This window comes from Halomonas sp. S3-1-1, from assembly GCF_023757625.1.
Taxonomy (GTDB): Bacteria; Pseudomonadota; Gammaproteobacteria; order Pseudomonadales; family Halomonadaceae; genus Vreelandella.
This window is the reverse complement of the sequence record NZ_JALGBZ010000001.1, coordinates 500816-521304: the sequence shown is the minus strand read 5'-3', so window position 1 is coordinate 521304 and position 20489 is coordinate 500816. Positions and strand designations below refer to the sequence as shown.

The window sequence follows — 20489 nt, the reverse complement described above, 5'->3', positions numbered from 1 at the left end:
TCTTTGGGTTAGCGGCGCTCTGCAAAGAACGCCTTCAAAAGCTTTTTCGAAGCCCCTGCCAGTACGCCGGCCTCGACCTCGACGCGGTGATTGAACCAGGGCTGGGCGAGCAGATTGGCCTTCGATTCGACCATGCCAGTGCGCGGCTCGGCGGCGGCGTAGACCAGCCGTGCGATGCGCGCGTGGACCATGGCGCCTGCACACATCATACAGGGCTCCAATGTGACATACAGGGTGCAGCCGTCAAGGCGATAGTTGCCAAGCGCCTCGCCCGCCGCGCGCAGCGCGCGAATTTCCGCGTGGGCGCTGGGGTCACGGCTTTCGACCGGGGCATTGTGAGCGGCCCCGATGATCTCGCCTTTGGGGTCGACAACCACCGCCCCCACCGGCACCTCGCCAGTGGCGGCGGCCCGGTGCGCCTGATCCAGCGCCCGGTACATGTAAAATTCGTCGCTGCGCATCGGGGCGAACTCCGCTAAGGTAGCCAGTCGATCGAGAAAGCGGCTAAACGCCATAGGATACCGAGAATGAACGACGCGCTGAAGACGCTATTGAACGTACTGGATCTCGAAACCCTGGAGGAGACGCTGTTTCGCGGCCAGAGCCAGGATCTGGGCTTTCCCCAGCTCTACGGCGGCCAAGTGCTCGGCCAGGCCTTGGCAGCGGCGTCGCGCACCGTGGAACCCGAGCGTCTGCCCCACTCCCAGCACGGCTACTTTCTGCGCCCGGGCGATCCACATCGCCCGGTGGTCTATCAGGTGGACAACGTACGCGACGGCAAAAGCTTCACCACCCGCCGCATCACCGCGATCCAGAAGGGCCGGCCGATCTTTTTCTGCAGCGCCTCGTTTCAAAGCCCGGAGCCGGGGTTCGAGCACCAGCTCACCATGCCCGACGTGCCTGCCCCGGAAGCGCTGATCGAAGAAGGCAACGTCAAGCACGAGCGCTTTCCCGGCCACCCGATCGAGTTTCTGCACCTCGACCAAAACCCGACTCCCGCCGCCCCGGCTGGACGCGGGCTCTGGTTTCGCATCAAAGGGGAGCTGCCCGAGGATCCGGCGCTTCACCGCCACCTGCTCTCCTACTCATCGGACTTCAACCTGCTGACCACCGGGCTGATTCCCCATGGCGTCGAGTTCGGCGACCCGAAGCTTCGCATCGCAAGCCTCGACCACGCGCTATGGCTGCACCAGGACACCCGCGTCGACGAGTGGCTCTTCTACTCCATCGACTCGCCTTGGGCCGGCGGCGCCCGAGGACTTGCCCGCGGCAGCATCTTCGACCGCCAAGGGCGGCTGATCGCCTCCACCGCTCAGGAAGGTCTGACGCGCTACCCACAGGCTTGAGTTGAGACTTCAAAATATCTGAATTTGCTGTTATTCAGATTGGCAGTCACTTCTAAAGCACGCTGGATATCGCGTCTCGGACTGCCCGTAGCGGGGGTCTTTCGCCAGGGATGGCGAAAGTAGCGTACAGGGAGGTATTCATAGCGCCCCCGCGTAGGGCAGTCCGAGACCGCACCCAAACGAGCATTCACGTTAGTGGCTAAACTCGAATGCCCGCTTGGGCGGGCATTTTTGCGACGGAGCTTCTCAGGTCGAGGATCAGCCGCCGTACACGTTGTTGATCGTCTTCAGCGGGTAGTGGGCCGGATACGGCTTGCGCGCCACGCCGGAGTCCACGGCGGCCTGAGCGACGGCGGAGGAGACGCGCTCGAGCAGGCGTACATCTACCGGCGTGGGGATGATGTACTCGCGGCCAAAGCTCATCTCGGTGCGCTCGTAGGCGTTCAATACCTCTTCCGGCACCGGCTCGCGGGCCAGGTCCTTCAGCGCGTGCACCGCGGCGAGCTTCATCGCCTCATTGATGCGCGTGGCGCGCACGTCCAAAGCGCCGCGGAAGATGAACGGAAAGCCCAGTACATTGTTGACCTGATTAGGGAAGTCCGAGCGGCCGGTCGCCATAATCACGTCCGGGCGCGCCTCGCGGGCGACGTCCGGGTGGATCTCCGGATCCGGGTTGGTGCAGGCGAAGATGACCGGATCCTTGGCCATCTTCTTGACCTGCTCGGCGCTCAAAAGGCCAGGGCCAGAGAGGCCGATGAAGACGTCAGCGCCGTCGATGGCGTCATCCAGGGTGCGCATCTCGGTATCGCGGGCAAATTCCGCCTTGTACTCGTTGATGTTTTCGCGCCCACTATGGATCACGCCGCGCCGGTCGAGCATCACCAGGTTCTCGGCGCTGGCTCCGCAGCTGATCAGAAGGCGCATGCAGGCGATCGCCGCCGCTCCTGCGCCCATGCAGACGATTTTGACGTCTTCGATGCGCTTGCCGGCGATCTCCAGGGCGTTGAGCATGCCCGCGGCGGTGACGATCGCGGTGCCGTGTTGGTCATCGTGAAAGACCGGCACCCGGCAGCGCTCGATCAGCGCCTTTTCGATCTCGAAGCACTCCGGCGCCTTGATGTCTTCAAGATTGATGCCGCCCCAGGTATCGGCAATGCGCGCCACGGTGTCGATGAACGCCTGCGGGTTCTCGGCGTCGACCTCGATATCGACCGAGTTGATGCCGGCGAAGCACTTGAACAGCACGCCCTTGCCTTCCATGACCGGCTTGCTGGCCAGCGGCCCCAGGTTGCCGAGGCCCAGAATGGCGCTGCCGTCTGAAATGACCGCGACCAGATTGCCCTTGCCGGTGTAGCGGTAGGCGTTTTCGGCATCGGCGGCGATTTCGCGTACCGGCTCCGCCACGCCCGGGCTGTAAGCCAGCGACAGATCACGAGCGGTGGCGGTGGACTTGGTCAACTCGACCGATAGCTTTCCTGGAATGGGGTTAGCGTGATAGTCGAGCGCTGCCTGCCGGTTCGCATCTGTCATGGTCAAATCCGTCATCCTAAAGTTGAAAAGTGACTCAAGAGTATAGAAAAAGCCGAAGAGCCTCAAGCGCCGTCAACCTAAACACGAATATCGACATTTGACGTCACGTTGCTTAAAAATAAAAACTTTTAGCCTCTATTTGGTAGAACTTATAGCAAAGCGCTCGAGCCATAACGCTTTGCTTATTGATGCGCCGCAGCATTTATGGAAAAACTTTCCATTATTTCATGGGTATAAAAAAACCCACGCCGAGGCGTGGGTTTTTGGCACCGGCACGTGTGTGCCGGCAAGCGGGCGTTTTAGCCGCGCTTCATGGCAGCGCCAAAGCGCTTGTTGAAGCGCTCTACGCGGCCACCGGTGGTCGCTTGCTTCTGCTTGCCCGTGTAGAACGGGTGGCAGTTGGAGCACACGTCCAGAGAAAAGTCCTGACCGGAGGTAGAACCCACCTGGAAGGCGTTGCCACAAGAACACGTCGCGGTGACCGTGTTGTAATTCGGGTGAATACCTTGTTTCATCGTGAACCTCACTCGCTTATGCCGCCACCTGATCCGTTGCCAGGCACCGCATAGGGGGTTGAAATAACTGCTTAACCGGATAGTCGCTCACATAAAACCGGGTTGGTAAAACGTGTAGCGGGCGCATATTCTAGCAACTTTTACGCCGGAGGCCAATTGCCCGCTTTCTTTTCTTCAACGCCCGCTCCAAAGGCGCCCACGGCCCCCGGCGCGCTTCAGGTGGCCCTGCCCTCGCCGCTGCGTCAGTTGTTCGACTATTTGCCCGGCTGCCAGCCGCCGGCCGGCGGCTGGCAGCCGGGGCTTCGCGTGCGCGTACCGTTTGGCCGGCGCGACGTGGTGGGCGTAGTCATTAATTTGCTCGCGCAAAGCGCGCTGCCCCGCGAAAAGTTAAAGCCGATTTCCGAGGTGCTCGATGAGGCGCCGCTGCCAGAAGATTGGCAGTGGCTTTGCCACTTCACCGCGCGCTACTACCAGCACGGCCTGGGCGACACCATGCAGCTGGCCATGCCGGCAAGGCTCCGTCAGGGCTACCCCATGGCCGGACGCACCGTCACCCAGTGGCAGGCCGTCGGCGAGCAGACGCCGGATTCGCTTAAAAACGCCCCCAAACAGGCCGAGCTCTACGCGCTTTTGCGCCAGCACGCCCATGGCCTGCCGACCCAGGCGATCAGCGCCCACGGCTATACCAAAGAGCAGCTCAGCGCGCTTGCCCGCAAGGGACTGATCACTTCAACGGAGCTCGCCCGCCAGGCGGGCCGGCGGGTCGACACCGCATCGGGCCTGCTCGCCTCGCCGTCGCTTGCGCTCAACCGCGAGCAGGCAACGGCGCTGGCCGCGCTGCACGAAAACCTGAACGGCTACCACCCCTGCCTGCTGGAAGGCGTTACCGGCAGCGGCAAGACCGAGATCTATCTGCAGCTGATCGAGGCGGTCGCCGCCAAGGGCAAGCAGTCGCTGGTACTGGTGCCGGAGATCGGCCTGACCCCGCAGACGCTTTCGCGCTTTAAAAGCCGCTTCAAGGTGCCGGTGGTGGCGCTGCACTCCGGGCTCAACGACGCCGAGCGCATGGACGCCTGGGAAGCCGCCGCCGACGGGCGCGCGCTGATCGTGATCGGCACCCGCTCGGCGATCTTCACGCCGCTGGCCAAACCCGGGGTGATCATCGTCGACGAAGAGCACGACGGCTCTTATAAGCAGCACGACGGGCTTCGCTACCACGCCCGCGATTTGGCCGTGGCGCGCGCCCACCATCACCAGATACCGCTTCTGCTGGGCAGCGCCACGCCGTCACTCGAAAGCCTTCAGCGCGCGCTGGGCGGCGACTACCGCCACCTGCGTCTCACCCAGCGCCCGAGCCGCCACCCGCCGGCCAAACTCGAACTTCTGGACCTTCGCCATCAGCGCCGCCAGGGCGGGCTTCTGCCCGGCGCGCTCAAGGCGATCAAGTCGACGCTGGCCGCCGGCAAGCAGGTACTGGTGTTCATCAACCGGCGCGGCTTCGCCCCGCGCCTTGCCTGCCATGGCTGCGGCTGGATGGCGGACTGCGACCAGTGCGACGCGCGCATGACGCTGCACCGCCAGCCGCCGCTTCTGGCCTGCCACCACTGCGACAGCCGGCGGGCGCTGCCGGACGCCTGCCCCGAATGTGGCAGCGGCGATTTACGCGCGCTCGGCGCCGGCACCGAGCGCACCGAGGAGACGCTGACGGGGCTTTTTCCCGACACCACGATCTACCGTATCGACCGCGACAGCACACGGCGCAAGGACAGTTTCGACCAGGTGCTCAAGGAGGTTCACCGCGGCGAGCCGTGCATTCTGGTCGGCACCCAGATGCTCGCCAAGGGCCATCACCTGCCCCACGTCACGCTCGTGGTGGTGATCAACGCCGACGGCGGGCTCTACAGCGCGGACTTCCGCGCGCTCGAACACAGCGCCCAGCTGCTCGAACAGGTGGCCGGGCGCGCCGGGCGCGCTGCCCATCCGGGCCGGGTGCTGGTGCAAACCCTGCATCCGGACGACCCGCACTTGGGCCAGCTGGCCGAGCACGGCTACGGGGCGCTTGCGCGCAACCTGCTCGAGGAGCGCAGGCTAGCCAAACTGCCGCCGTTTGGCTTCATGGCGCTGCTACGTCTGGAGAGCCCAAAGGAGCAGGCTGCGCTTTCGCTGGCCCAAAGCGCCGCCCAGGCGCTGAGAGAGTGGCTCAAAGTATCCAGCGTGCAGGCGCGCTGCCTGGGGCCGGTGCCCGCGCCGATGGAGCGGCGTCAAAACCGCTACCACGTGCACGTGCTGATCGCCGCGGACAAGCGCAGCCAGCGCCACGCTGCGGCCAACTATCTGGTCCAGTGGCTGGACGCTCACCGCGAGGCACGCAGCGTACGCTGGTCGATCGACATCGACCCGCAGACGCTGGCGTAAGCGCCCAAAAGCTCAGGCAAGACGGCGAGTGCTCGCTTTCGAACCCGATACGGCTTTGAAAGTGGGCGCCAATTGCCGATAATGGCGGTTTTACGTGTACCGGGCCTTTTTGCGTCGATGCTTTCAAACGTCAACATCGACCGCCCCTTTTTACCGAACGCGCACGATTAGACGCACACGCCGCCACCCAAAATTTCGGATATTCAAATGAAAGAAACGATCACTTCCCTGCTCCAGGGCGCCATCGACGCGCTCAAGCACCAGGGCGTGCTGCCTGTTGATCTGACCCCGACGATCAAGATCGACCCGACCAAGGACAAGGCCCACGGAGACTACGCCACCAACCTGGCGCTGATGCTGGCCAAACCCGCCGGCATGAAGCCGCGTGAGCTCGCCGAGAAGCTCGTCGAAGCGCTGCCCGAAAGCGACGCGATCGCCAACACCGAGATCGCCGGCCCCGGTTTCATCAACTTCTTTGCCGCCACGGACGCCGCCGCGCAGATCATCGTGCAGGTGCTCGATTCCGGCGACGCCTTCGGGCGAAGCCTCATCGGCCAGGGCGAGAAGGTGCAGGTCGAGTTCGTCTCCGCCAACCCGACCGGCCCGCTGCACGTAGGCCACGGCCGGGGTGCCGCGATCGGCGACTGCCTGAGCCGACTGCTGGAGGCCACCGGTTTTGAAGTGACCCGTGAGTTCTACTACAACGACGCCGGCGCCCAGATCCAGAACCTGGCCCTCTCGGTACAGGCCCGCGCCAGGGGGCTCGGCCCGGACGACGACAGTTGGCCGGAAGACGGCTACCGCGGCGACTATATCAATGACGTTGCCCAGGACTATCTGGCCAGCAAGACCGTCTCTGCCGACGACCGGGAAGTGACCGGCAAGGCGGACCCGGAAGATCTCGACGCCATTCGCGATTTCGCCGTCGCCTGGCTTCGCCGCGAGCAGGATTTGGACCTCAAGGCCTTCGGCGTGGCGTTCGACGTCTACTTCCTCGAATCCTCGCTCTACGAGCAGGGCAAGGTCGAGGAGACCGTCGCGCAGTTGATCGACAACGGCCACACCTATGAGGAAGATGGCGCGATGTGGCTGCGCACCACCGATTTCGGTGATGACAAGGACCGCGTTATGCGAAAGCAGGACGGCGGCTATACCTACTTTTTGCCGGACGTGGCGTATCACCACAACAAGTGGAACCGCGGCTTCAAGACAGTAATCAACGAGCAGGGCGCCGACCACCACTCGACCGTCACCCGCGTACGCGCCGGGCTTCAGGCGCTGGAAGTCGGCATTCCAAAGGGCTACCCGGACTACGTGCTGCACCAGATGGTGATGGTGACCCGCTCCGGCGTCGAGGTGAAGCTCTCCAAGCGCGCCGGCAGCTACGTCACCCTGCGCGATCTGATCGACGAAGTGGGGCGCGACGCCACGCGCTTCTTCCTCGCCGCGCGCCGGGCGGACTCCCAGCTCACCTTCGATATCGATTTGGCCCGCTCGCAGTCCAACGACAACCCGGTCTACTACGTGCAGTACGCCCACGCCCGGGTGTGCAGCATGATGCGAAAGGCCGACGCCGAATCTCGCGCCTTCGATTTCGATCAGGCGATGGCGAATCTGGCGATCCTTGATAGCGACCAGGAGAAGGCGGTGCTCAATCGCCTGGCGCGCTACCCGGAAGTGGTCGAGCAGGCCGCCCGCGCCCGCGAGCCGCAGCAGATCTCCCAGTATCTGCTGGATCTGGCCGCGGACTTTCACACCTGCTACAACGCGGTGAAAGTGATGGTCGACGACGACGCGACTCGAAACGCGCGTTTGGCGCTGGGCCTGGCCACCCGCCAGGTGCTGCGCAACGGGCTCGATCTAATGGGGGTCAGCGCCCCGGAGGAGATGTAAACCATGGCCAAAGCGCGCAAGCGGCCCAGCCGCCGCGGAGCAACCAGCCAGCGTAAAACGCCGAAAGAGCCCGGCAGCGGTTTTCGTCTGCCGGGCTGGCTCTGGGCGCTGGCCGGTATCGCCGTGGGTTTCTTTCTAGCCCAGCATCAGCACGGCACCGCCCCCTGGCAGGAGCAAAACGCCACGCCCGAGGCGACGGTGCTGCCAAAGCCGCCGGGTAGTGACGAGCGCAGCGCCGCGCGCCAGACCGAAGGTGACGCCGAGCCCTCGATGCCGACCTTCGAGTTCTACACCCTGCTTCCGGAAACCGAAGTCATCGCCCCGGGCGGAGCGCTGCCCTCGACGGTCAATCGCCCGGAAGCGCCGCCGGCGGACGCCGAGAATGACGGCGCCTCCGGCGACGATCCGATCGCCCAGGTGATCGCCGCCAACACTCGCCCCGAGGATCAGGCCCAAAGCGCTCCGGCAACGCCGGCCGAGCCCGCGGCGCAGGCGCCCGCCACGCCCAACCGCTACATGCTGCAGGCGGCGTCGTTCAAGGAGCTTGCGGACGCCGAGCAGCTGCGCTCGCGGCTTCGCAACCTGAGCCTGCTGGCGCAGATCACCGAGGTGCAGGCCAGCGGCGATATCTGGCACCGCGTTCAGGTGGGGCCTTACGAGGACACCCGCGAGCTCAACCGCGCCCAGGACCTGATGGCCACCCAGGGCATCGAGCCGCTGCTGATTCAGCTGCAAAACTAACGCGCCCCGCGTGGGCGCGGTCATAAAAGCCAAGCAGAACCCTAAGCGGGCGGTTGATTTTTTATCGACCGCCCGCATTTTGTGGTGAATCGCTCAGGTTTTTACGCGCTTTAGTTGCGGCCGCAAGGCGGCCGATAAGTTATCGGGAGTCTTTTCTCCCTCAAGGAGTCATCTCCATGACCACGATCGTATCCGTACGCCGCGGCAACCAGGTCGCCCTCGCCGGCGACGGCCAGGTATCGCTTGGCAACACCGTGATGAAGGGCAATGCCAGCAAGGTGCGCCGCCTCTACCGGGGCAAGGTGCTTGCGGGCTTCGCTGGCGGCACGGCGGACGCCTTCACTCTGTTCGAGCGTTTCGAAGCGCAGCTCGAGAAATACCAGGGCCATCTGACCAAGGCCGCCGTGGAGCTGGCGAAAGACTGGCGTACCGACCGCGCGCTGCGCCGGCTCGAGGCGCTGTTAGCCGTGGCGGATCACAGCGCCTCCCTGATCATCACCGGTAACGGCGACGTCGTTGAGCCAGAGCGCGGCATCATCGCCATCGGCTCCGGCGGCAACTTCGCACAGGCCAGCGCCCGCGCCCTTCTCGAGAACACCGAGCTCGGCGCGCGAGAAATCACCGAAAAATCCCTGCAAATCGCGGGCGACATCTGCGTATTCACCAACCACCACGTCACGCTCGAAGAGCTGAACATTGACGACCGTTGAGGCTTTTTTCATGACCCAGATGACACCCCGCGAAATCGTTCACGCCCTCGATCAGTACATTATTGGTCAGCAGGACGCCAAGCGCGCCGTGGCCATTGCGCTTCGCAACCGCTGGCGGCGCATGCAGCTCGACACGGATCTGCGCCCGGAAGTCACGCCCAAGAACATTCTCATGATCGGCCCGACCGGCGTGGGTAAGACCGAAATCGCCCGGCGCCTGGCCAAGCTCGCCCGTGCGCCCTTCATCAAGGTCGAAGCGACCAAGTTCACCGAGGTCGGCTATGTCGGCCGCGACGTTGAGTCGATCATTCGTGACCTGATGGAAGCGGCGATCAAGATGGTCCGCGAGCACGCCAAGGAAGAGGTCGGCCACCGCGCCGAGGACGCCGCGGAGGATCGCGTACTCGACGCGCTGCTGCCGCCGCCCCGCGGCCAGGAAGACAAGCCGCGCGAAGAGAACGCCACCCGCCAGTCGTTTCGCAAGAAGCTCCGCGAAGGCCAGCTCGATGACAAGGAGATCGAGATCGAGGTGTCTTCTCAAGGCCAGGGCGTGGACATCATGACCCCGCCGGGCATGGAGGAGATGACCAACCAGCTGCAGAGTCTCTTTTCCAACATGGGCCAGCAAAAGCGCGAGCATCGCAAGGTCACGGTGAAAGAGGCGCTAGTGCTGCTGCGCGACGAGGAAGCCGGCAAGCTGGTCAACGAGGAAGAGATCAAGGCCCGCGCGGTGGAGTCGGTCGAGCAGCACGGCATCGTGTTTTTGGACGAGATCGATAAGGTGGCCAAGGGCAGCGGCCAGTCGAGCGGTGGCGAAGTCTCCCGCGAAGGCGTGCAGCGCGATCTGCTGCCGCTGATTGAGGGTTCGACCGTCTCCACCAAGTACGGCATGGTCAAGACCGACCATATCCTGTTCATCGCCTCCGGCGCGTTTCATCTCTCGCGGCCATCGGATCTGATTCCGGAGCTTCAGGGCCGCCTGCCGATTCGCGTCGAGCTCGATGCGCTCACGCCTCACGACTTCAAGCGCATTCTGACCGAGCCCTCGGCCTCGCTGACCAAGCAGTATCAGGCGCTGCTCGCCACCGAAGGGTTGGACGTCGACTTCACTCAGGACGGCATCGAGCGTATCGCCGAGATCTCCTGGCAGGTCAACGAAGGCACCGAAAACATCGGCGCCCGCCGGCTGCACACCGTGATGGAGCGCCTGCTCGAAGAGGCCTCGTTCAAGGGCGGCGATATGGATAGCCCACTGGTGGTCGACGCCGACTATGTCAACGCACAGCTGGGCGAGCTGGCCGTTGACGAGGACCTGTCGCGCTACATTCTATAACGGCGCTGCAAGGCCTGACGGCCACATGCCGTCGTTAAAACCAACAACGCAAACGGGCGGGTGATTCACTCGCCCGTTTGCTCATTACCGTGTCGATAACCGCTTTGGGGAGTTCACCCGATGGATAGCCCGATTCCCACCCACGTGCACTACCACAAGAAAAACCGCCTGCTGGAGCTCACCTACCCGGGGGATCGGCACTACCGCGTGCCGATCGAGCTTCTGCGCGTCTACTCGCCGTCGGCGGAGGTGCGCGGCCACGGCGCCGACACCGCCGTGCTGCAAACTGGCAAGCGCGACGTGGGCCTGATGGACATCAGCCAGGTTGGCCACTACGCACTCAAGCTGCACTTCGACGACGGTCACGACAGCGGCCTCTACAGCTACGACTACCTTTATGAACTCGCCACCCAGCAGGATGCCTACTGGGCGGAGTATCTGCAGGCGCTCAGCGACGCCGGCGCCTCTCGCGAGCCGGCGGGCATTCAGTTCAAACAGCTTTGAGGCGCTAACGTACTGAAAGCCCGCCTTGCGGCGAGAAGCGTGCGCCGCGGTTAAGTGACCCGGGCGCAGACAAAACCGCCGGGAGAAGGCTACAATACAGCCAACCTAAACCAGCGATGATCGCAACGTCATCGATATCCGCCTCGAACTCGGGAGCCCGTCGCCTCATGAGCCCCACGGAAAAGCGCACCACCCATTTTGGCTATCAGGAAGTCCCGCTCGACGAGAAAGCCTCGCGAGTCGCGGATGTGTTTCACTCGGTGGCCGCGCGCTACGACGTGATGAACGACCTGATGTCCTTTGGCATTCACCGGGTATGGAAGCGCCTGACCATCGAGCGCTCTGGCGTGCGCCCCGGTCACCGGGTGCTGGACATCGCCGGGGGCACCGGCGATCTGACGCTCAAGTTTTCGCGCATGGTCGGCCCGCGCGGCAAGGTGGTGCTGGCCGATATCAACGCCTCGATGCTGAACGTCGGCCGCGATAAGCTGATCGACCAGGGCGTGGGCGGCAACGTCGAGTACGTGCAGGCCAACGCCGAGAACCTGCCCTTCCCGGACAACCACTTCGACTGCATCACCATCGCCTTTGGCCTTCGTAACGTCACCGATAAGGACGCCGCGCTGCGATCCATGGCGCGGGTACTCAAGCCCGGCGGGCGGCTTTTGGTGCTGGAGTTCTCCAAGCCTGGCAACCCGCTTCTAAGCAAGGCCTACGACGAGTACTCGTTTCGCTTTCTGCCGAAAATCGGTGAGCTGGTGGCGAAAGACGGCGAGAGCTACCGCTACCTGGCCGAATCGATTCGCATGCACCCGGACCAGCCGACGCTGCAGGCGATGATGGAAGCCGCGGGGCTCGAGCGGGTGGAGTACACCAACCTCACCGGCGGTATCGTCGCGCTTCACCGCGGCATCAAGCTATGACACCTGGCAGCGCAACGCTTTTTGCTCCATTGACGCGACAATCGAGGCGCGCATGCGATTGACCCCGCCCCTGCTTCTGGCTGGATGCGAACGCACGCTGAATGCCCTGCTCGCCCGCGACCCGGCCGCACCCAACCGGCTGGCGGCCCTCGCGGGCAGCCGGCTGTTGGTCCGGCTAGAAAAACCGCACTTGGCGCTTTTGCTCGCCTACCATGAAACCGGCGTCGACCTGCTCCCCGGTGACGAGGTGGATGAAGCCGAGGCGGATGCAACCGTCGAGCTGACCCCGGAAACGTTTTCGGAGTGGCTCAGCGGCGCCTCGATCGAGCGGCTGATGTTCGACGGCAAGCTCGCGGTGCGCGGGCGTATTGGCCTGTTGGAAGCGACCCGCGATCTGTTTTTCGATCTGGAGCTCGACTGGGAAGGCGAGCTTGCCGGCTGGATCGGCGCCACGCCCGCCCACTCGCTGGCCGAAGGCGTTCGCCGCCTGAACCGTTTCGGGCTGCGTGCAAAAGATGAGCTTTTACAGGATCTCTCCGAGTTCGTTTTCGAAGAGGCGCGGATGCTGCCGGGACGGGCGCAGCGCGACGTGCTACGTGACGCCCTAACCGATCTGGACATGGCCACCGACCGGCTGGAAGCGCGCCTCGATCGCCTGACGCGGCGTTTGAACGCGGGGCTCAACAAGAACGCCGACCCGGCTCGGGAGCGCTTTACATGAGCCTGCGGCTGTTCAAGATTCTGTGGGTTATCGCGCGCCACCGCCTCGACACGCTGATTCCCATGGAGCGGCTGCCGCTTTGGCTGCGCGTGATGATGTGGTTTTTACCGCTGCGCCTGATTCCGGTAGGCAAGCGCTCCCGCGCCGAGCGCCTGCGTCTGTCGCTGGAGTCACTCGGGCCGATCTTCATCAAGTTCGGCCAGATGCTCTCCACCCGGCGCGATCTTCTGCCCGACGACATTTCTGATGAGCTTAGACGTTTGCAGGATCAGGTGCCGCCATTTCCCGGCGAGCTCGCCGTGGCGCGGGTGGAGCGTGAGCTCGAGATGTCCCTCGAGCAGGCCTTTGCCCGGTTTGATCGCGCCCCTCTCGCCTCCGCCTCGATCGCCCAGGTTCACGCCGCCACGCTTCACACCGGCGAAGAGGTGGTGGTCAAGATCATCCGCCCCGGTATCGACGCGGTGATGCGCCAGGACATGGCGCTGATGTACAGAGCCGCCAAGCTGATGGCCCGGGTGCCCGAGGCCAAGCGTCTGCGCCCGGTCGAGGTCATTCGCGACTACGAATCGACGCTGTTCGACGAGCTCGACCTATACAAGGAAGCCGCCAATACCTCTCAGCTCAAGCGCAATTTCAAGGATTCGGCGCTTCTCTTCGTGCCCACCATTTACTGGCCCTTCACCCGGCGCCACGTCATGGTTCAGGAGCGCATTCGCGGCGTGCCGGTGGCGGATCTCGACACGCTGATCAAGCAAGGCGTCAACCTCAAGAAACTCGCCGAGCGCGGCGTCGAGCTTTTCTTCACCCAGGTGTTCCGCGACAACTTCTTTCACGCCGACATGCACCCGGGCAACATCTTCGTCAACGCCGACAACCCGGAAGACCCGCAGTACATCGCCATCGACTGCGGCATCGTCGGCAGCCTTACCCGGGAAGACCAGGATTACCTGGCGCGCAACCTGCTGGCGTTTTTCCATCAGGACTATTACGAGGTGGCCGCGCTTCACATCGAATCCGGCTGGGTCGGGGAAAATACCCGCGCCAACGAGTTCGCCGCCGCCATTCGCACCGTGTGCGAGCCGATTCTCGAAAAGCCGCTCAAGGACATCTCTTTTGGCCAGGTGCTTTTAGGGCTTTTCCAGACCGCTCGCCGCTTCAACATGGAAGTCCAGCCGCAGCTGGTGCTGCTGCAAAAAACGCTTCTCAACATTGAGGGCCTGGGGCGCCAGCTCTACCCGGAGCTCGATCTATGGAGCACCGCCAAGCCCTATCTCGAGCAGTGGATGAAAGAGCGCGCCGGCATTGGCGGGCTTTGGGAGTCGCTCAAGCGCCAAGCGCCGGAGCTTTCCCACCAGTTGCCCGAGCTTCCGGTGCTGGCCCACCAGGCGCTATCACGCATGGAGCAGGAGCACCGTCAGCGCCACCAGCAGGCCCACGCCATCACCCGGCTCGACGAGAAATTCACCCAGCAGAAAAAGCGCCACCACCGCCTGCGCGTTGGCATCGCGCTGGTGGCCGTAGCACTTGCCTGGCAGCCGCTGAGCGAGTGGGCGCTGGCGCAGCCCTGGCAGGTGCTGGCCGCGGCCGCTGCCGGGCTGGCACTGCTTTTATGGCAGTGACGGCGTTTGTGATACGCTAACTCGACAGCACACTCAACGACATTCTCAACAACACGCCCGCGCCTCTTTTGCGGGTTCGATTCGCGCCAACGCCAAGGATTTCGATGAGCACTACCGCGACCACGCCCGTTCTGGATCACCTGGCCCAGGTTCTTGCCGAGCGGCGCCACGCCGCGCCCGAGGCGTCCTACGTGGCCTCGCTGCATCACAAGGGGCTCAACAAGATTCTGGAGAAAGTGGGCGAGGAAGCGTTCGAAACCGTGCTGGCCGCTAGAGACGCCGAACACGGCGACGAGCAGGCGCGCCAGGCACTTATCGCCGAAACCGCGGATCTATGGTTTCATAGCATGGTGATGCTCTCGCATTTGGAGCTCGACCATCAGCGCGTGCTCGACGAGCTGGCGCGGCGCTTCGGGGTCTCCGGCCACGACGAAAAAGCGTCCCGTTAGCACCGCCCACGCCCTTTCCACGCGTTCTACGCCAAGGCCTTATGAGGAAACGACCATGTTAGGTGGCATCAGTATCTGGCAGCTCTTGATTGTATTGGGCATCATCATTTTGATTTTCGGCACCAAAAAACTGCGCAACGTCGGCACCGACCTGGGCGGCGCGGTGAAAGGCTTCAAAAGCGCAATGAGCGAAGAGGACAAGGAAAAAGAGAAAGCCTCTGAAAAGGATGCCGCCAAGGTCGCCCACGAAGAGCCGGGCAACACCTACGACGTGCAGGCCGAAGAGAAGCGCAAGGCCGAGCAGCAGCGCGACGAGCGCCCATAAGCCATGCTGGATATCGGCTTTCTCGAACTCATGCTGATCGGCATCGTCGGGCTGTTAGTGCTCGGCCCCGAGCGTTTGCCGAAGGCGGCGCGCACCACCGGCATGTGGATCGGTAAAATCAAGCGGACGGTATCCGGCATGCAGCGCGAAATCAGCGCCCAGCTCGAAGCCGAGGAGCTGCGCCAGAAAATCAGCGAGCAGCAGAAAAAACTCGACCAGAGCCTAAAGCAGGCCAAGCGTGACGTGGAGAGCATCGCCTCGCCCGCTTCGCACGCAAAGCAGACCAGCGAAGACACCGAAGAACGCGCCGCCCGCGCCAGCGCTCGGCTCGATGATGCCCTCGAAAACGTTCACGAGACGCCAGCACCGCAAAGCGATACCCCGCCCGTCGAGGCCGCCGACCCGAACAAGGACCGCACCCAGCCATGAGCAACCCGGGCGACTATCCCCCTTCGCATAAAGACCAGCATCCGCGCGAGGAGTTAAGCCAGGCGCCGCTGGTCGAGCACCTGATCGAGCTGCGCTCGCGGCTCATCAAGGCGGTGGCGGTGGTACTGGTGATGTTTCTGGCGCTCTACGCCTTTGCCAACGACATCTACGGCTTCGTCGCCGAGCCTCTAATCGCGCTGTTGCCGGCGGGCTCGCAGATGATCGCCACGGAAGTGGCCTCGCCTTTTTTGGCGCCGTTCAAGCTCACTCTGGTGGTGGCGGTATTTCTGGCGATCCCCTTCGTGCTCCACCAGGCCTGGGCGTTCGTGGCGCCCGGGCTCTACGATAACGAAAAGGCGCTGGCGATTCCGATTCTAGTGTCGAGTGTAGCGCTCTTTTACGCCGGCGCGGCCTTCGCTTACTACGTCGTCTTCCCGCTGCTGTTTGAGTTTTTCACCCAGACCGGGCCGGAAAACGTGGCGGTGATGACCGACATCAATCAGTACCTGAACTTCGTGCTGAAGCTGTTTTTCGCCTTTGGCGTGGCCTTCGAGATTCCCATCGCCACCTTCCTGCTGATTCTCTCCGGCGCCACCACGGTGCAGAGCCTGTCGCAAAAGCGCCCCTACATCATCCTGGGGTGCTTCGTGATCGGCATGCTGCTTACTCCGCCGGACATCATCTCCCAGAGCCTGCTGGCCATTCCGATGTACCTGCTCTACGAGGTCGGCCTGCTGTTCGGCCGGCTGGTGCGCCGGCGCCAACTGCGTGCCGACGCCGAGGAGAGCGGCGAGTAGTCGTTTCCCTCTTGTCGCCATAAAAAAGCCTCTGCGTCGGCAGAGGCTTTTTTCGCTTTGTCAAAGCGTTAGCGCTGGCTACTTGTTGGTCTGATCGATCATCTCACCGATGCGCTCGACCAGCTTGAAAATACCGGTGGCGGCTTCCCCAATGCTTTGGGCCTGCATGTAGGCGGGGGTGGTCACGACCCGGTGCTCCAGGTCGACGACGATATCGTCGACGTCGCAGCTTTTGTGCAGTCCGCCCATGGCACTGATCGCTCCGGCAACGCTTGGGTCGCGCCCGATGGTCACCGAGATGCCGTCGCCCAGCAGCCTGGGCACCAAAACCGGAGCGATGCACATCAACCCGATCGGCTTGGCGTCCTCCTTGAAAGCGGCAAGCGGGGCTTTTAGGCTTTCGAGCACGCTCATGGCGTCGCCCTTCTCGGCGAAGTCGCAGAGGTTTTTGGCCACGCCGAAGCCGCCGGGGACGATGACCGCATCGAAGTCATCGGCGTCGAGCTCGGTGATGGGCTGGATATCGCCGCGCACGAGCCGCGCCGACTCCTTCAACACGTTGCGCGTCTCGCCTTCCTCGGCCTCCTGGGAGAGGTGATTGATCACGTGATGCTGATCGATATCCGGCGCAAAGGCGCGGTAGGCGATGCCGAGCTGGTCGAGGCGCAACAGCGTCAGAGTCGCCTCATGGATCTCCGATCCATCATAAGCGCCGCAGCCGGCCAGAATCACTGCTACTTTTTTGCTCATGCCTGTCTCCCTTGGTAATACCCATGATCTTTAACGGCGAGCGATAGTGTGGAGTCGACACTCTAATCACTCTTCACACCCTCTACAAGGCGGCTTTCGCCGTAGAGCATGGCTGATATACTCAAGGCCACGGACATTCCTGTCAGCTTCGAGCGGAGAGTACATTTGAGCACACCAGGCCCCCGTCAGTTTCCCGCCACCCGCATGCGCCGTATGCGCCGTGACGACTTTTCCCGCCGGCTGATGCAGGAATCCACGCTGACGCCAAGCGACCTCATCCTGCCGGTGTTCGTACTGGAAGGCGAGAACCAGCGCGAAGCCGTCGCCTCCATGCCCGGCGTCGAGCGCCTCTCCATCGATCTTTTGATCGAGCAGGCGCGCGAGGCCTTCGAGCTCGGTATTCCGGCGCTGGCACTGTTCCCCGTGGTCGGCCCGGAGCATAAAAGCGAGTTCGCCGAAGAGGCCTACAACGCGGGCGGGCTAATCCAGCGCAGCGTGCGCGCCCTAAAAGCGGCGCTGCCGGAGCTCGGCATCATTACCGATGTGGCGCTGGACCCCTACACCAGCCACGGCCAGGACGGTATTCTCGACGAGCACGGCTACGTGCAGAACGACCGCACCGTCGACACGCTGTTGAAGCAGGCCCTCTCTCACGCCGAAGCCGGCGCCGACGTGCTCGCCCCTTCGGACATGATGGATGGGCGCATCGGCGCCATTCGCCGGGTGCTCGAGCAGGACAACCTGCACAACATTCGCATCATGGCCTACAGCGCCAAGTACGCCTCCGCCTATTACGGCCCGTTTCGCGACGCGGTGGGCTCGGCGGGCAATCTGGGCAAAGCCGACAAGCGCACTTATCAGATGGACCCGGCCAATACCGACGAGGCAATCCACGAGGTCGCGCTCGACATTTCTGAGGGCGCCGACATGGTAATGGTCAAGCCCGGCATGCCGTATCTGGACGTGGTGCGCCGGGTCAAAAGCGAGCTTGGTGTGCCCACCTTCGCCTACCAAGTGAGCGGCGAGTACGCCATGCACCGCGCCGCTTTCGATAACGGCTGGCTCGACGCCGACGCGGTGATTCTCGAATCGCTGATGTGCTTCAAGCGCGCCGGCGCCGACGGCATTCTGACCTACTTCGCCCTCGACGCCGCGCGGCTGCTAAGCGCGCCACGCTGACAAGGGCGCGTGACACGCAACTGTCATCTTTCTCCTGCAGAATCGGGCGCAACACACTAAGGTCAAAGGAAGCGCCGACAAGGCGCGCCGCCCATTCTGCGGGGAATCCGTCATGGAGATGCAACCGTCCGACGCGACACCGCTTTCCGGTGCCGAGCCGTCAAGTGCTGAAGGCGAGAGCCTTCCGCTTCGTATCAACCGCACCCCCACCGGTGTCCAGGCTAAGGAGGCGCTCGGCCAGACCGATCTGGACGACCCGGCGCTCTACTTCAACCGCGAGCTTTCCCACCTGCAGTTCAACATCCGCGTGCTCGAACAGGCCCTCGACGACGCTCACCCGCTGTTGAACCGGCTGATGTTTCTGCTGATTTTTTCCTCGAACATGGACGAGTTTTTCGAAATTCGCGTGGCCGGGCTGAAACACCAGGTGGCACTCAACGACAACGCCGCCTCCGCCGACGGCCGGCTGCCCAAGGCGGTGCTGGCCGAAATTTCCGACACCGCGCACCGCCAGATTCGCCGCCAGTATCAAATTCTCAACAACACCCTGTTGCCGGCGCTGGAAGCCCAGGGGCTGCGCTTTCGCCGCCGCGACCAGTGGTGTGACGAGCAGCGCGCCTGGGTGCGCGCATTTTTCGATCGCGAAATCATGCCGGTGATCAGCCCGATCGGCCTCGACCCGTCGCACCCGTTTCCCCGGCTGGTGAACAAGAGCCTCAACTTCATCGTCGAGCTCGAGGGCAAGGACGCGTTCGGTCGCGCCGGCGGCATGGCGATCCTGCCCGCACCGCGCTCGCTGCCGCGGCTGATCGCGCTGCCGCGTGAACTCTGCGCCGAGGGCTTCTCCGAGTACGTGTTTCTTTCGTCGATGATCCACGCCCACGCCGAGGAGCTTTTCCCGGGCATGCGCGTGCTGGGCTGCTACCAGTTTCGCTTGACCCGCAACGCGGATCTGAGCGTCGACCCGGAAGAGGTGTCGGATCTCGCCTCGGCACTCAGAGGCGAGCTACTGGCGCGGCGCTACGGCAGCGGCGTACGCTTGGAGGTGGCGAATAACTGCCCAGAAAGGCTGACCGGATTTCTGCTGCACCAGTTCGACCTGACCGAGGATGACCTGTACCGGGTCGAGGGGCCGGTGAACCTGACGCGCATGATGTCGGTACTGGGCGACGTCGATCGCCCGGAGCTTGTGTACCGCCCCTTTATCCCGAGCGTGCCCAAGGGGCTGAAGGAGGGCAGCCTCTTCAACGCTATTCGCCAGCAGGACATTTTGCTGCACCACCCGTTCCAGGCGTTCTCACCGATCGAGGATCTGCTGCGCGAAGCGGCTCGCGACCCGGACGTGCTGGCGATCAAGCAGACGCTTTACCGCACCGGCGCGGACTCCTCCATCGTCGGCGCGCTGGTGGAGGCGGCAAGCCAAGGCAAGGAAGTCACCGTGGTGATCGAGCTGCGCGCGCGGTTCGACGAGGCCGATAATCTGCAGCTTGCCTCGCGCCTGCAGGAGGCCGGCGCGATCGTGATCTACGGCATCATGGCCTACAAAACTCACGCCAAGATGATCCACATCGTGCGCCGCGAAGGCGGTGAGCTCAGACACTACGCCCACCTGGGCACCGGCAACTACCACGCCAAAACCGCAAGGCTTTACACCGACTACAGCCTCATGACCGCCAATCAGGCGCTTTGCGCCGACGTTCACCGGGTCTTCCAGCAGCTTTCCGGCATGGGCCAGACGCGCAAGATCGATACCCTGCTCCACGCCCCCTTCACGCTGCACGCGCGGCTGATCGAAATGATCGATCGCGAGGCGCAGTTCGCCGCCCGCGGCAAGCGCGGTCATATCATCATCAAGTGCAACTCGCTGACCGAGCCCAAGCTGATCAAGGCGCTCTACCGCGCCTCCCAGGCCGGCGTGGAGTGCGATTTGATCATTCGCGGCATGTGCAGCCTGCGCCCTGGGGTAAAGGGGGTATCGGAGAACATTCGCGTGCGCTCGATCATCGGCCGGTTTCTCGAGCACACCCGGGTATTCCACTTTCACAACGGCGGCAAACCGGAGACCTGGTGCGCCAGCGCCGACTTCATGACGCGCAACATGTTCCACCGGGTCGAAACCTGCTTTCTGCTCAAGGACAAAAAGCTCGCCAACCGCGTGCGCAAGGATTTGGAGACCTATCTGGTAGACAACTGCCAGAGCTGGATTCTGGAAAGCGACGGCAGCTACCACCTGCAAAGCCCGGGCAAGAGCGACCCGATCAGCGCTCAGGAGACACTGCTGTACGCCTATGCTTCAAAAAGCTAGCGAGG

At 63.4% G+C, this 20489-nt stretch carries 20 protein-coding genes; 16 read left to right on the top strand and 4 right to left on the bottom strand.

Annotated elements, in window-relative coordinates:
- Window positions 1–8 precede the first annotated feature (8 nt).
- Window positions 9–461, bottom strand: coding sequence for a tRNA adenosine(34) deaminase TadA (gene tadA / locus MQW23_RS02540; RefSeq protein ID WP_252106248.1), 453 nt, complete (start codon window positions 459–461; stop codon window positions 9–11).
- A 66-nt stretch (window positions 462–527) separates the two neighbouring features.
- On the opposite strand from tadA, the gene MQW23_RS02535 reads away from it, so the two are divergent.
- Window positions 528–1346: an acyl-CoA thioesterase gene (locus tag MQW23_RS02535; RefSeq protein WP_252106247.1), complete on the top strand. Its 819-nt coding sequence runs from the start codon at window positions 528–530 to the stop codon at window positions 1344–1346.
- A 258-nt stretch (window positions 1347–1604) separates the two neighbouring features.
- Here MQW23_RS02535 and MQW23_RS02530 read toward each other — a convergent pair whose 3' ends face one another.
- Both MQW23_RS02530 and rpmE read right to left on the bottom strand, forming a co-directional pair.
- Window positions 1605–2876 carry a malic enzyme-like NAD(P)-binding protein gene (locus MQW23_RS02530; protein WP_252106246.1) on the bottom strand — a complete coding sequence of 424 codons (1272 nt, stop codon included), beginning with the start codon at window positions 2874–2876 and terminating at the stop codon, window positions 1605–1607.
- Between the two features lie 299 nt (window positions 2877–3175).
- Entirely contained in the window at window positions 3176–3391 is a 216-nt protein-coding gene (gene rpmE / locus MQW23_RS02525) for a 50S ribosomal protein L31 (protein WP_252106245.1), read from the bottom strand.
- A 156-nt stretch (window positions 3392–3547) separates the two neighbouring features.
- Here rpmE and MQW23_RS02520 point away from each other — a divergent pair, with 156 nt between their 5' ends.
- The 13 genes from MQW23_RS02520 (at window position 3548) to tatC (ending at window position 16250) form a co-directional block, all read left to right on the top strand.
- The gene (locus MQW23_RS02520; RefSeq protein ID WP_252106244.1) at window positions 3548–5806 is read left to right on the top strand and encodes a primosomal protein N'; all 2259 of its coding nucleotides are present in this window, start codon (window positions 3548–3550) and stop codon (window positions 5804–5806) included.
- 207 nt (window positions 5807–6013) lie between these two features.
- Entirely contained in the window at window positions 6014–7699 is a 1686-nt protein-coding gene (gene argS / locus MQW23_RS02515; protein ID WP_252106243.1) for an arginine--tRNA ligase, read from the top strand.
- Window positions 7700–7702: 3 nt separating this feature from the next.
- Window positions 7703–8440 (top strand): SPOR domain-containing protein, encoded by a 738-nt coding sequence (locus MQW23_RS02510; protein ID WP_252106242.1) that lies wholly within the window; start codon window positions 7703–7705, stop codon window positions 8438–8440.
- Between the two features lie 176 nt (window positions 8441–8616).
- Complete coding sequence (gene hslV, locus MQW23_RS02505) at window positions 8617–9150, top strand: ATP-dependent protease subunit HslV (protein ID WP_252106241.1); 534 nt, start codon at window positions 8617–8619, stop codon at window positions 9148–9150.
- A 10-nt stretch (window positions 9151–9160) separates the two neighbouring features.
- Window positions 9161–10483 carry an ATP-dependent protease ATPase subunit HslU gene (hslU, locus tag MQW23_RS02500; RefSeq protein ID WP_252106240.1) on the top strand — a complete coding sequence of 441 codons (1323 nt, stop codon included), beginning with the start codon at window positions 9161–9163 and terminating at the stop codon, window positions 10481–10483.
- A 120-nt stretch (window positions 10484–10603) separates the two neighbouring features.
- Window positions 10604–10987 carry a gamma-butyrobetaine hydroxylase family protein gene (locus tag MQW23_RS02495; protein WP_252106239.1) on the top strand — a complete coding sequence of 128 codons (384 nt, stop codon included), beginning with the start codon at window positions 10604–10606 and terminating at the stop codon, window positions 10985–10987.
- 167 nt (window positions 10988–11154) lie between these two features.
- Window positions 11155–11910: a bifunctional demethylmenaquinone methyltransferase/2-methoxy-6-polyprenyl-1,4-benzoquinol methylase UbiE gene (gene ubiE, locus MQW23_RS02490; protein ID WP_252106238.1), complete on the top strand. Its 756-nt coding sequence runs from the start codon at window positions 11155–11157 to the stop codon at window positions 11908–11910.
- A gap of 52 nt (window positions 11911–11962) precedes the next feature.
- Window positions 11963–12631 carry a ubiquinone biosynthesis accessory factor UbiJ gene (locus MQW23_RS02485; protein WP_252106237.1) on the top strand — a complete coding sequence of 223 codons (669 nt, stop codon included), beginning with the start codon at window positions 11963–11965 and terminating at the stop codon, window positions 12629–12631.
- A complete protein-coding gene (gene ubiB, locus MQW23_RS02480) occupies window positions 12628–14250 on the top strand; it encodes a ubiquinone biosynthesis regulatory protein kinase UbiB (RefSeq protein WP_252106236.1) in 1623 nt (540 codons plus the stop codon). Before MQW23_RS02485 ends, ubiB begins: the two co-directional genes overlap by 4 nt.
- 104 nt (window positions 14251–14354) lie before the next feature.
- Window positions 14355–14699 carry a phosphoribosyl-ATP diphosphatase gene (locus tag MQW23_RS02475; RefSeq protein WP_252106235.1) on the top strand — a complete coding sequence of 115 codons (345 nt, stop codon included), beginning with the start codon at window positions 14355–14357 and terminating at the stop codon, window positions 14697–14699.
- Between the two features lie 55 nt (window positions 14700–14754).
- Window positions 14755–15024: a Sec-independent protein translocase subunit TatA gene (tatA, locus tag MQW23_RS02470; RefSeq protein WP_252106234.1), complete on the top strand. Its 270-nt coding sequence runs from the start codon at window positions 14755–14757 to the stop codon at window positions 15022–15024.
- Between the two features lie 3 nt (window positions 15025–15027).
- On the top strand, window positions 15028–15453 hold the full coding sequence (tatB, locus tag MQW23_RS02465) for a Sec-independent protein translocase protein TatB (protein WP_252106233.1): 426 nt from the start codon (window positions 15028–15030) through the stop codon (window positions 15451–15453).
- Window positions 15450–16250, top strand: coding sequence for a twin-arginine translocase subunit TatC (gene tatC / locus MQW23_RS02460; protein ID WP_252106232.1), 801 nt, complete (start codon window positions 15450–15452; stop codon window positions 16248–16250). The genes tatB and tatC overlap by 4 nt, the downstream gene beginning before the upstream one ends.
- Window positions 16251–16328: 78 nt before the next feature.
- Here the strand turns inward: tatC and elbB are convergent, their stop codons facing one another.
- Complete coding sequence (gene elbB, locus MQW23_RS02455; RefSeq protein WP_252106231.1) at window positions 16329–17000, bottom strand: isoprenoid biosynthesis glyoxalase ElbB; 672 nt, start codon at window positions 16998–17000, stop codon at window positions 16329–16331.
- A gap of 165 nt (window positions 17001–17165) precedes the next feature.
- Here elbB and hemB point away from each other — a divergent pair, with 165 nt between their 5' ends.
- Window positions 17166–18179: a porphobilinogen synthase gene (gene hemB / locus MQW23_RS02450; protein ID WP_252106230.1), complete on the top strand. Its 1014-nt coding sequence runs from the start codon at window positions 17166–17168 to the stop codon at window positions 18177–18179.
- Window positions 18180–18291: 112 nt separating this feature from the next.
- On the top strand, window positions 18292–20484 hold the full coding sequence (ppk1, locus tag MQW23_RS02445; protein ID WP_252106229.1) for a polyphosphate kinase 1: 2193 nt from the start codon (window positions 18292–18294) through the stop codon (window positions 20482–20484).
- Window positions 20485–20489 lie beyond the last annotated feature (5 nt).

Coding starts and splice junctions, on each gene's coding strand:
- tadA (WP_252106248.1), bottom strand. CDS start 461: ATGCGCAGCGACGAATTTTACATGTACCGGGCGCTGGATCAGGCGCAC.
- MQW23_RS02485 (WP_252106237.1), top strand. CDS start 11,963: ATGCGATTGACCCCGCCCCTGCTTCTGGCTGGATGCGAACGCACGCTG.
- hslU (WP_252106240.1), top strand. CDS start 9,161: ATGACCCAGATGACACCCCGCGAAATCGTTCACGCCCTCGATCAGTAC.
- MQW23_RS02510 (WP_252106242.1), top strand. CDS start 7,703: ATGGCCAAAGCGCGCAAGCGGCCCAGCCGCCGCGGAGCAACCAGCCAG.
- tatA (WP_252106234.1), top strand. CDS start 14,755: ATGTTAGGTGGCATCAGTATCTGGCAGCTCTTGATTGTATTGGGCATC.
- tatC (WP_252106232.1), top strand. CDS start 15,450: ATGAGCAACCCGGGCGACTATCCCCCTTCGCATAAAGACCAGCATCCG.
- ppk1 (WP_252106229.1), top strand. CDS start 18,292: ATGGAGATGCAACCGTCCGACGCGACACCGCTTTCCGGTGCCGAGCCG.
- MQW23_RS02495 (WP_252106239.1), top strand. CDS start 10,604: ATGGATAGCCCGATTCCCACCCACGTGCACTACCACAAGAAAAACCGC.
- elbB (WP_252106231.1), bottom strand. CDS start 17,000: ATGAGCAAAAAAGTAGCAGTGATTCTGGCCGGCTGCGGCGCTTATGAT.
- MQW23_RS02530 (WP_252106246.1), bottom strand. CDS start 2,876: ATGACAGATGCGAACCGGCAGGCAGCGCTCGACTATCACGCTAACCCC.
- MQW23_RS02475 (WP_252106235.1), top strand. CDS start 14,355: ATGAGCACTACCGCGACCACGCCCGTTCTGGATCACCTGGCCCAGGTT.
- hslV (WP_252106241.1), top strand. CDS start 8,617: ATGACCACGATCGTATCCGTACGCCGCGGCAACCAGGTCGCCCTCGCC.
- tatB (WP_252106233.1), top strand. CDS start 15,028: ATGCTGGATATCGGCTTTCTCGAACTCATGCTGATCGGCATCGTCGGG.
- ubiE (WP_252106238.1), top strand. CDS start 11,155: ATGAGCCCCACGGAAAAGCGCACCACCCATTTTGGCTATCAGGAAGTC.
- argS (WP_252106243.1), top strand. CDS start 6,014: ATGAAAGAAACGATCACTTCCCTGCTCCAGGGCGCCATCGACGCGCTC.
- MQW23_RS02535 (WP_252106247.1), top strand. CDS start 528: ATGAACGACGCGCTGAAGACGCTATTGAACGTACTGGATCTCGAAACC.
- rpmE (WP_252106245.1), bottom strand. CDS start 3,391: ATGAAACAAGGTATTCACCCGAATTACAACACGGTCACCGCGACGTGT.
- ubiB (WP_252106236.1), top strand. CDS start 12,628: ATGAGCCTGCGGCTGTTCAAGATTCTGTGGGTTATCGCGCGCCACCGC.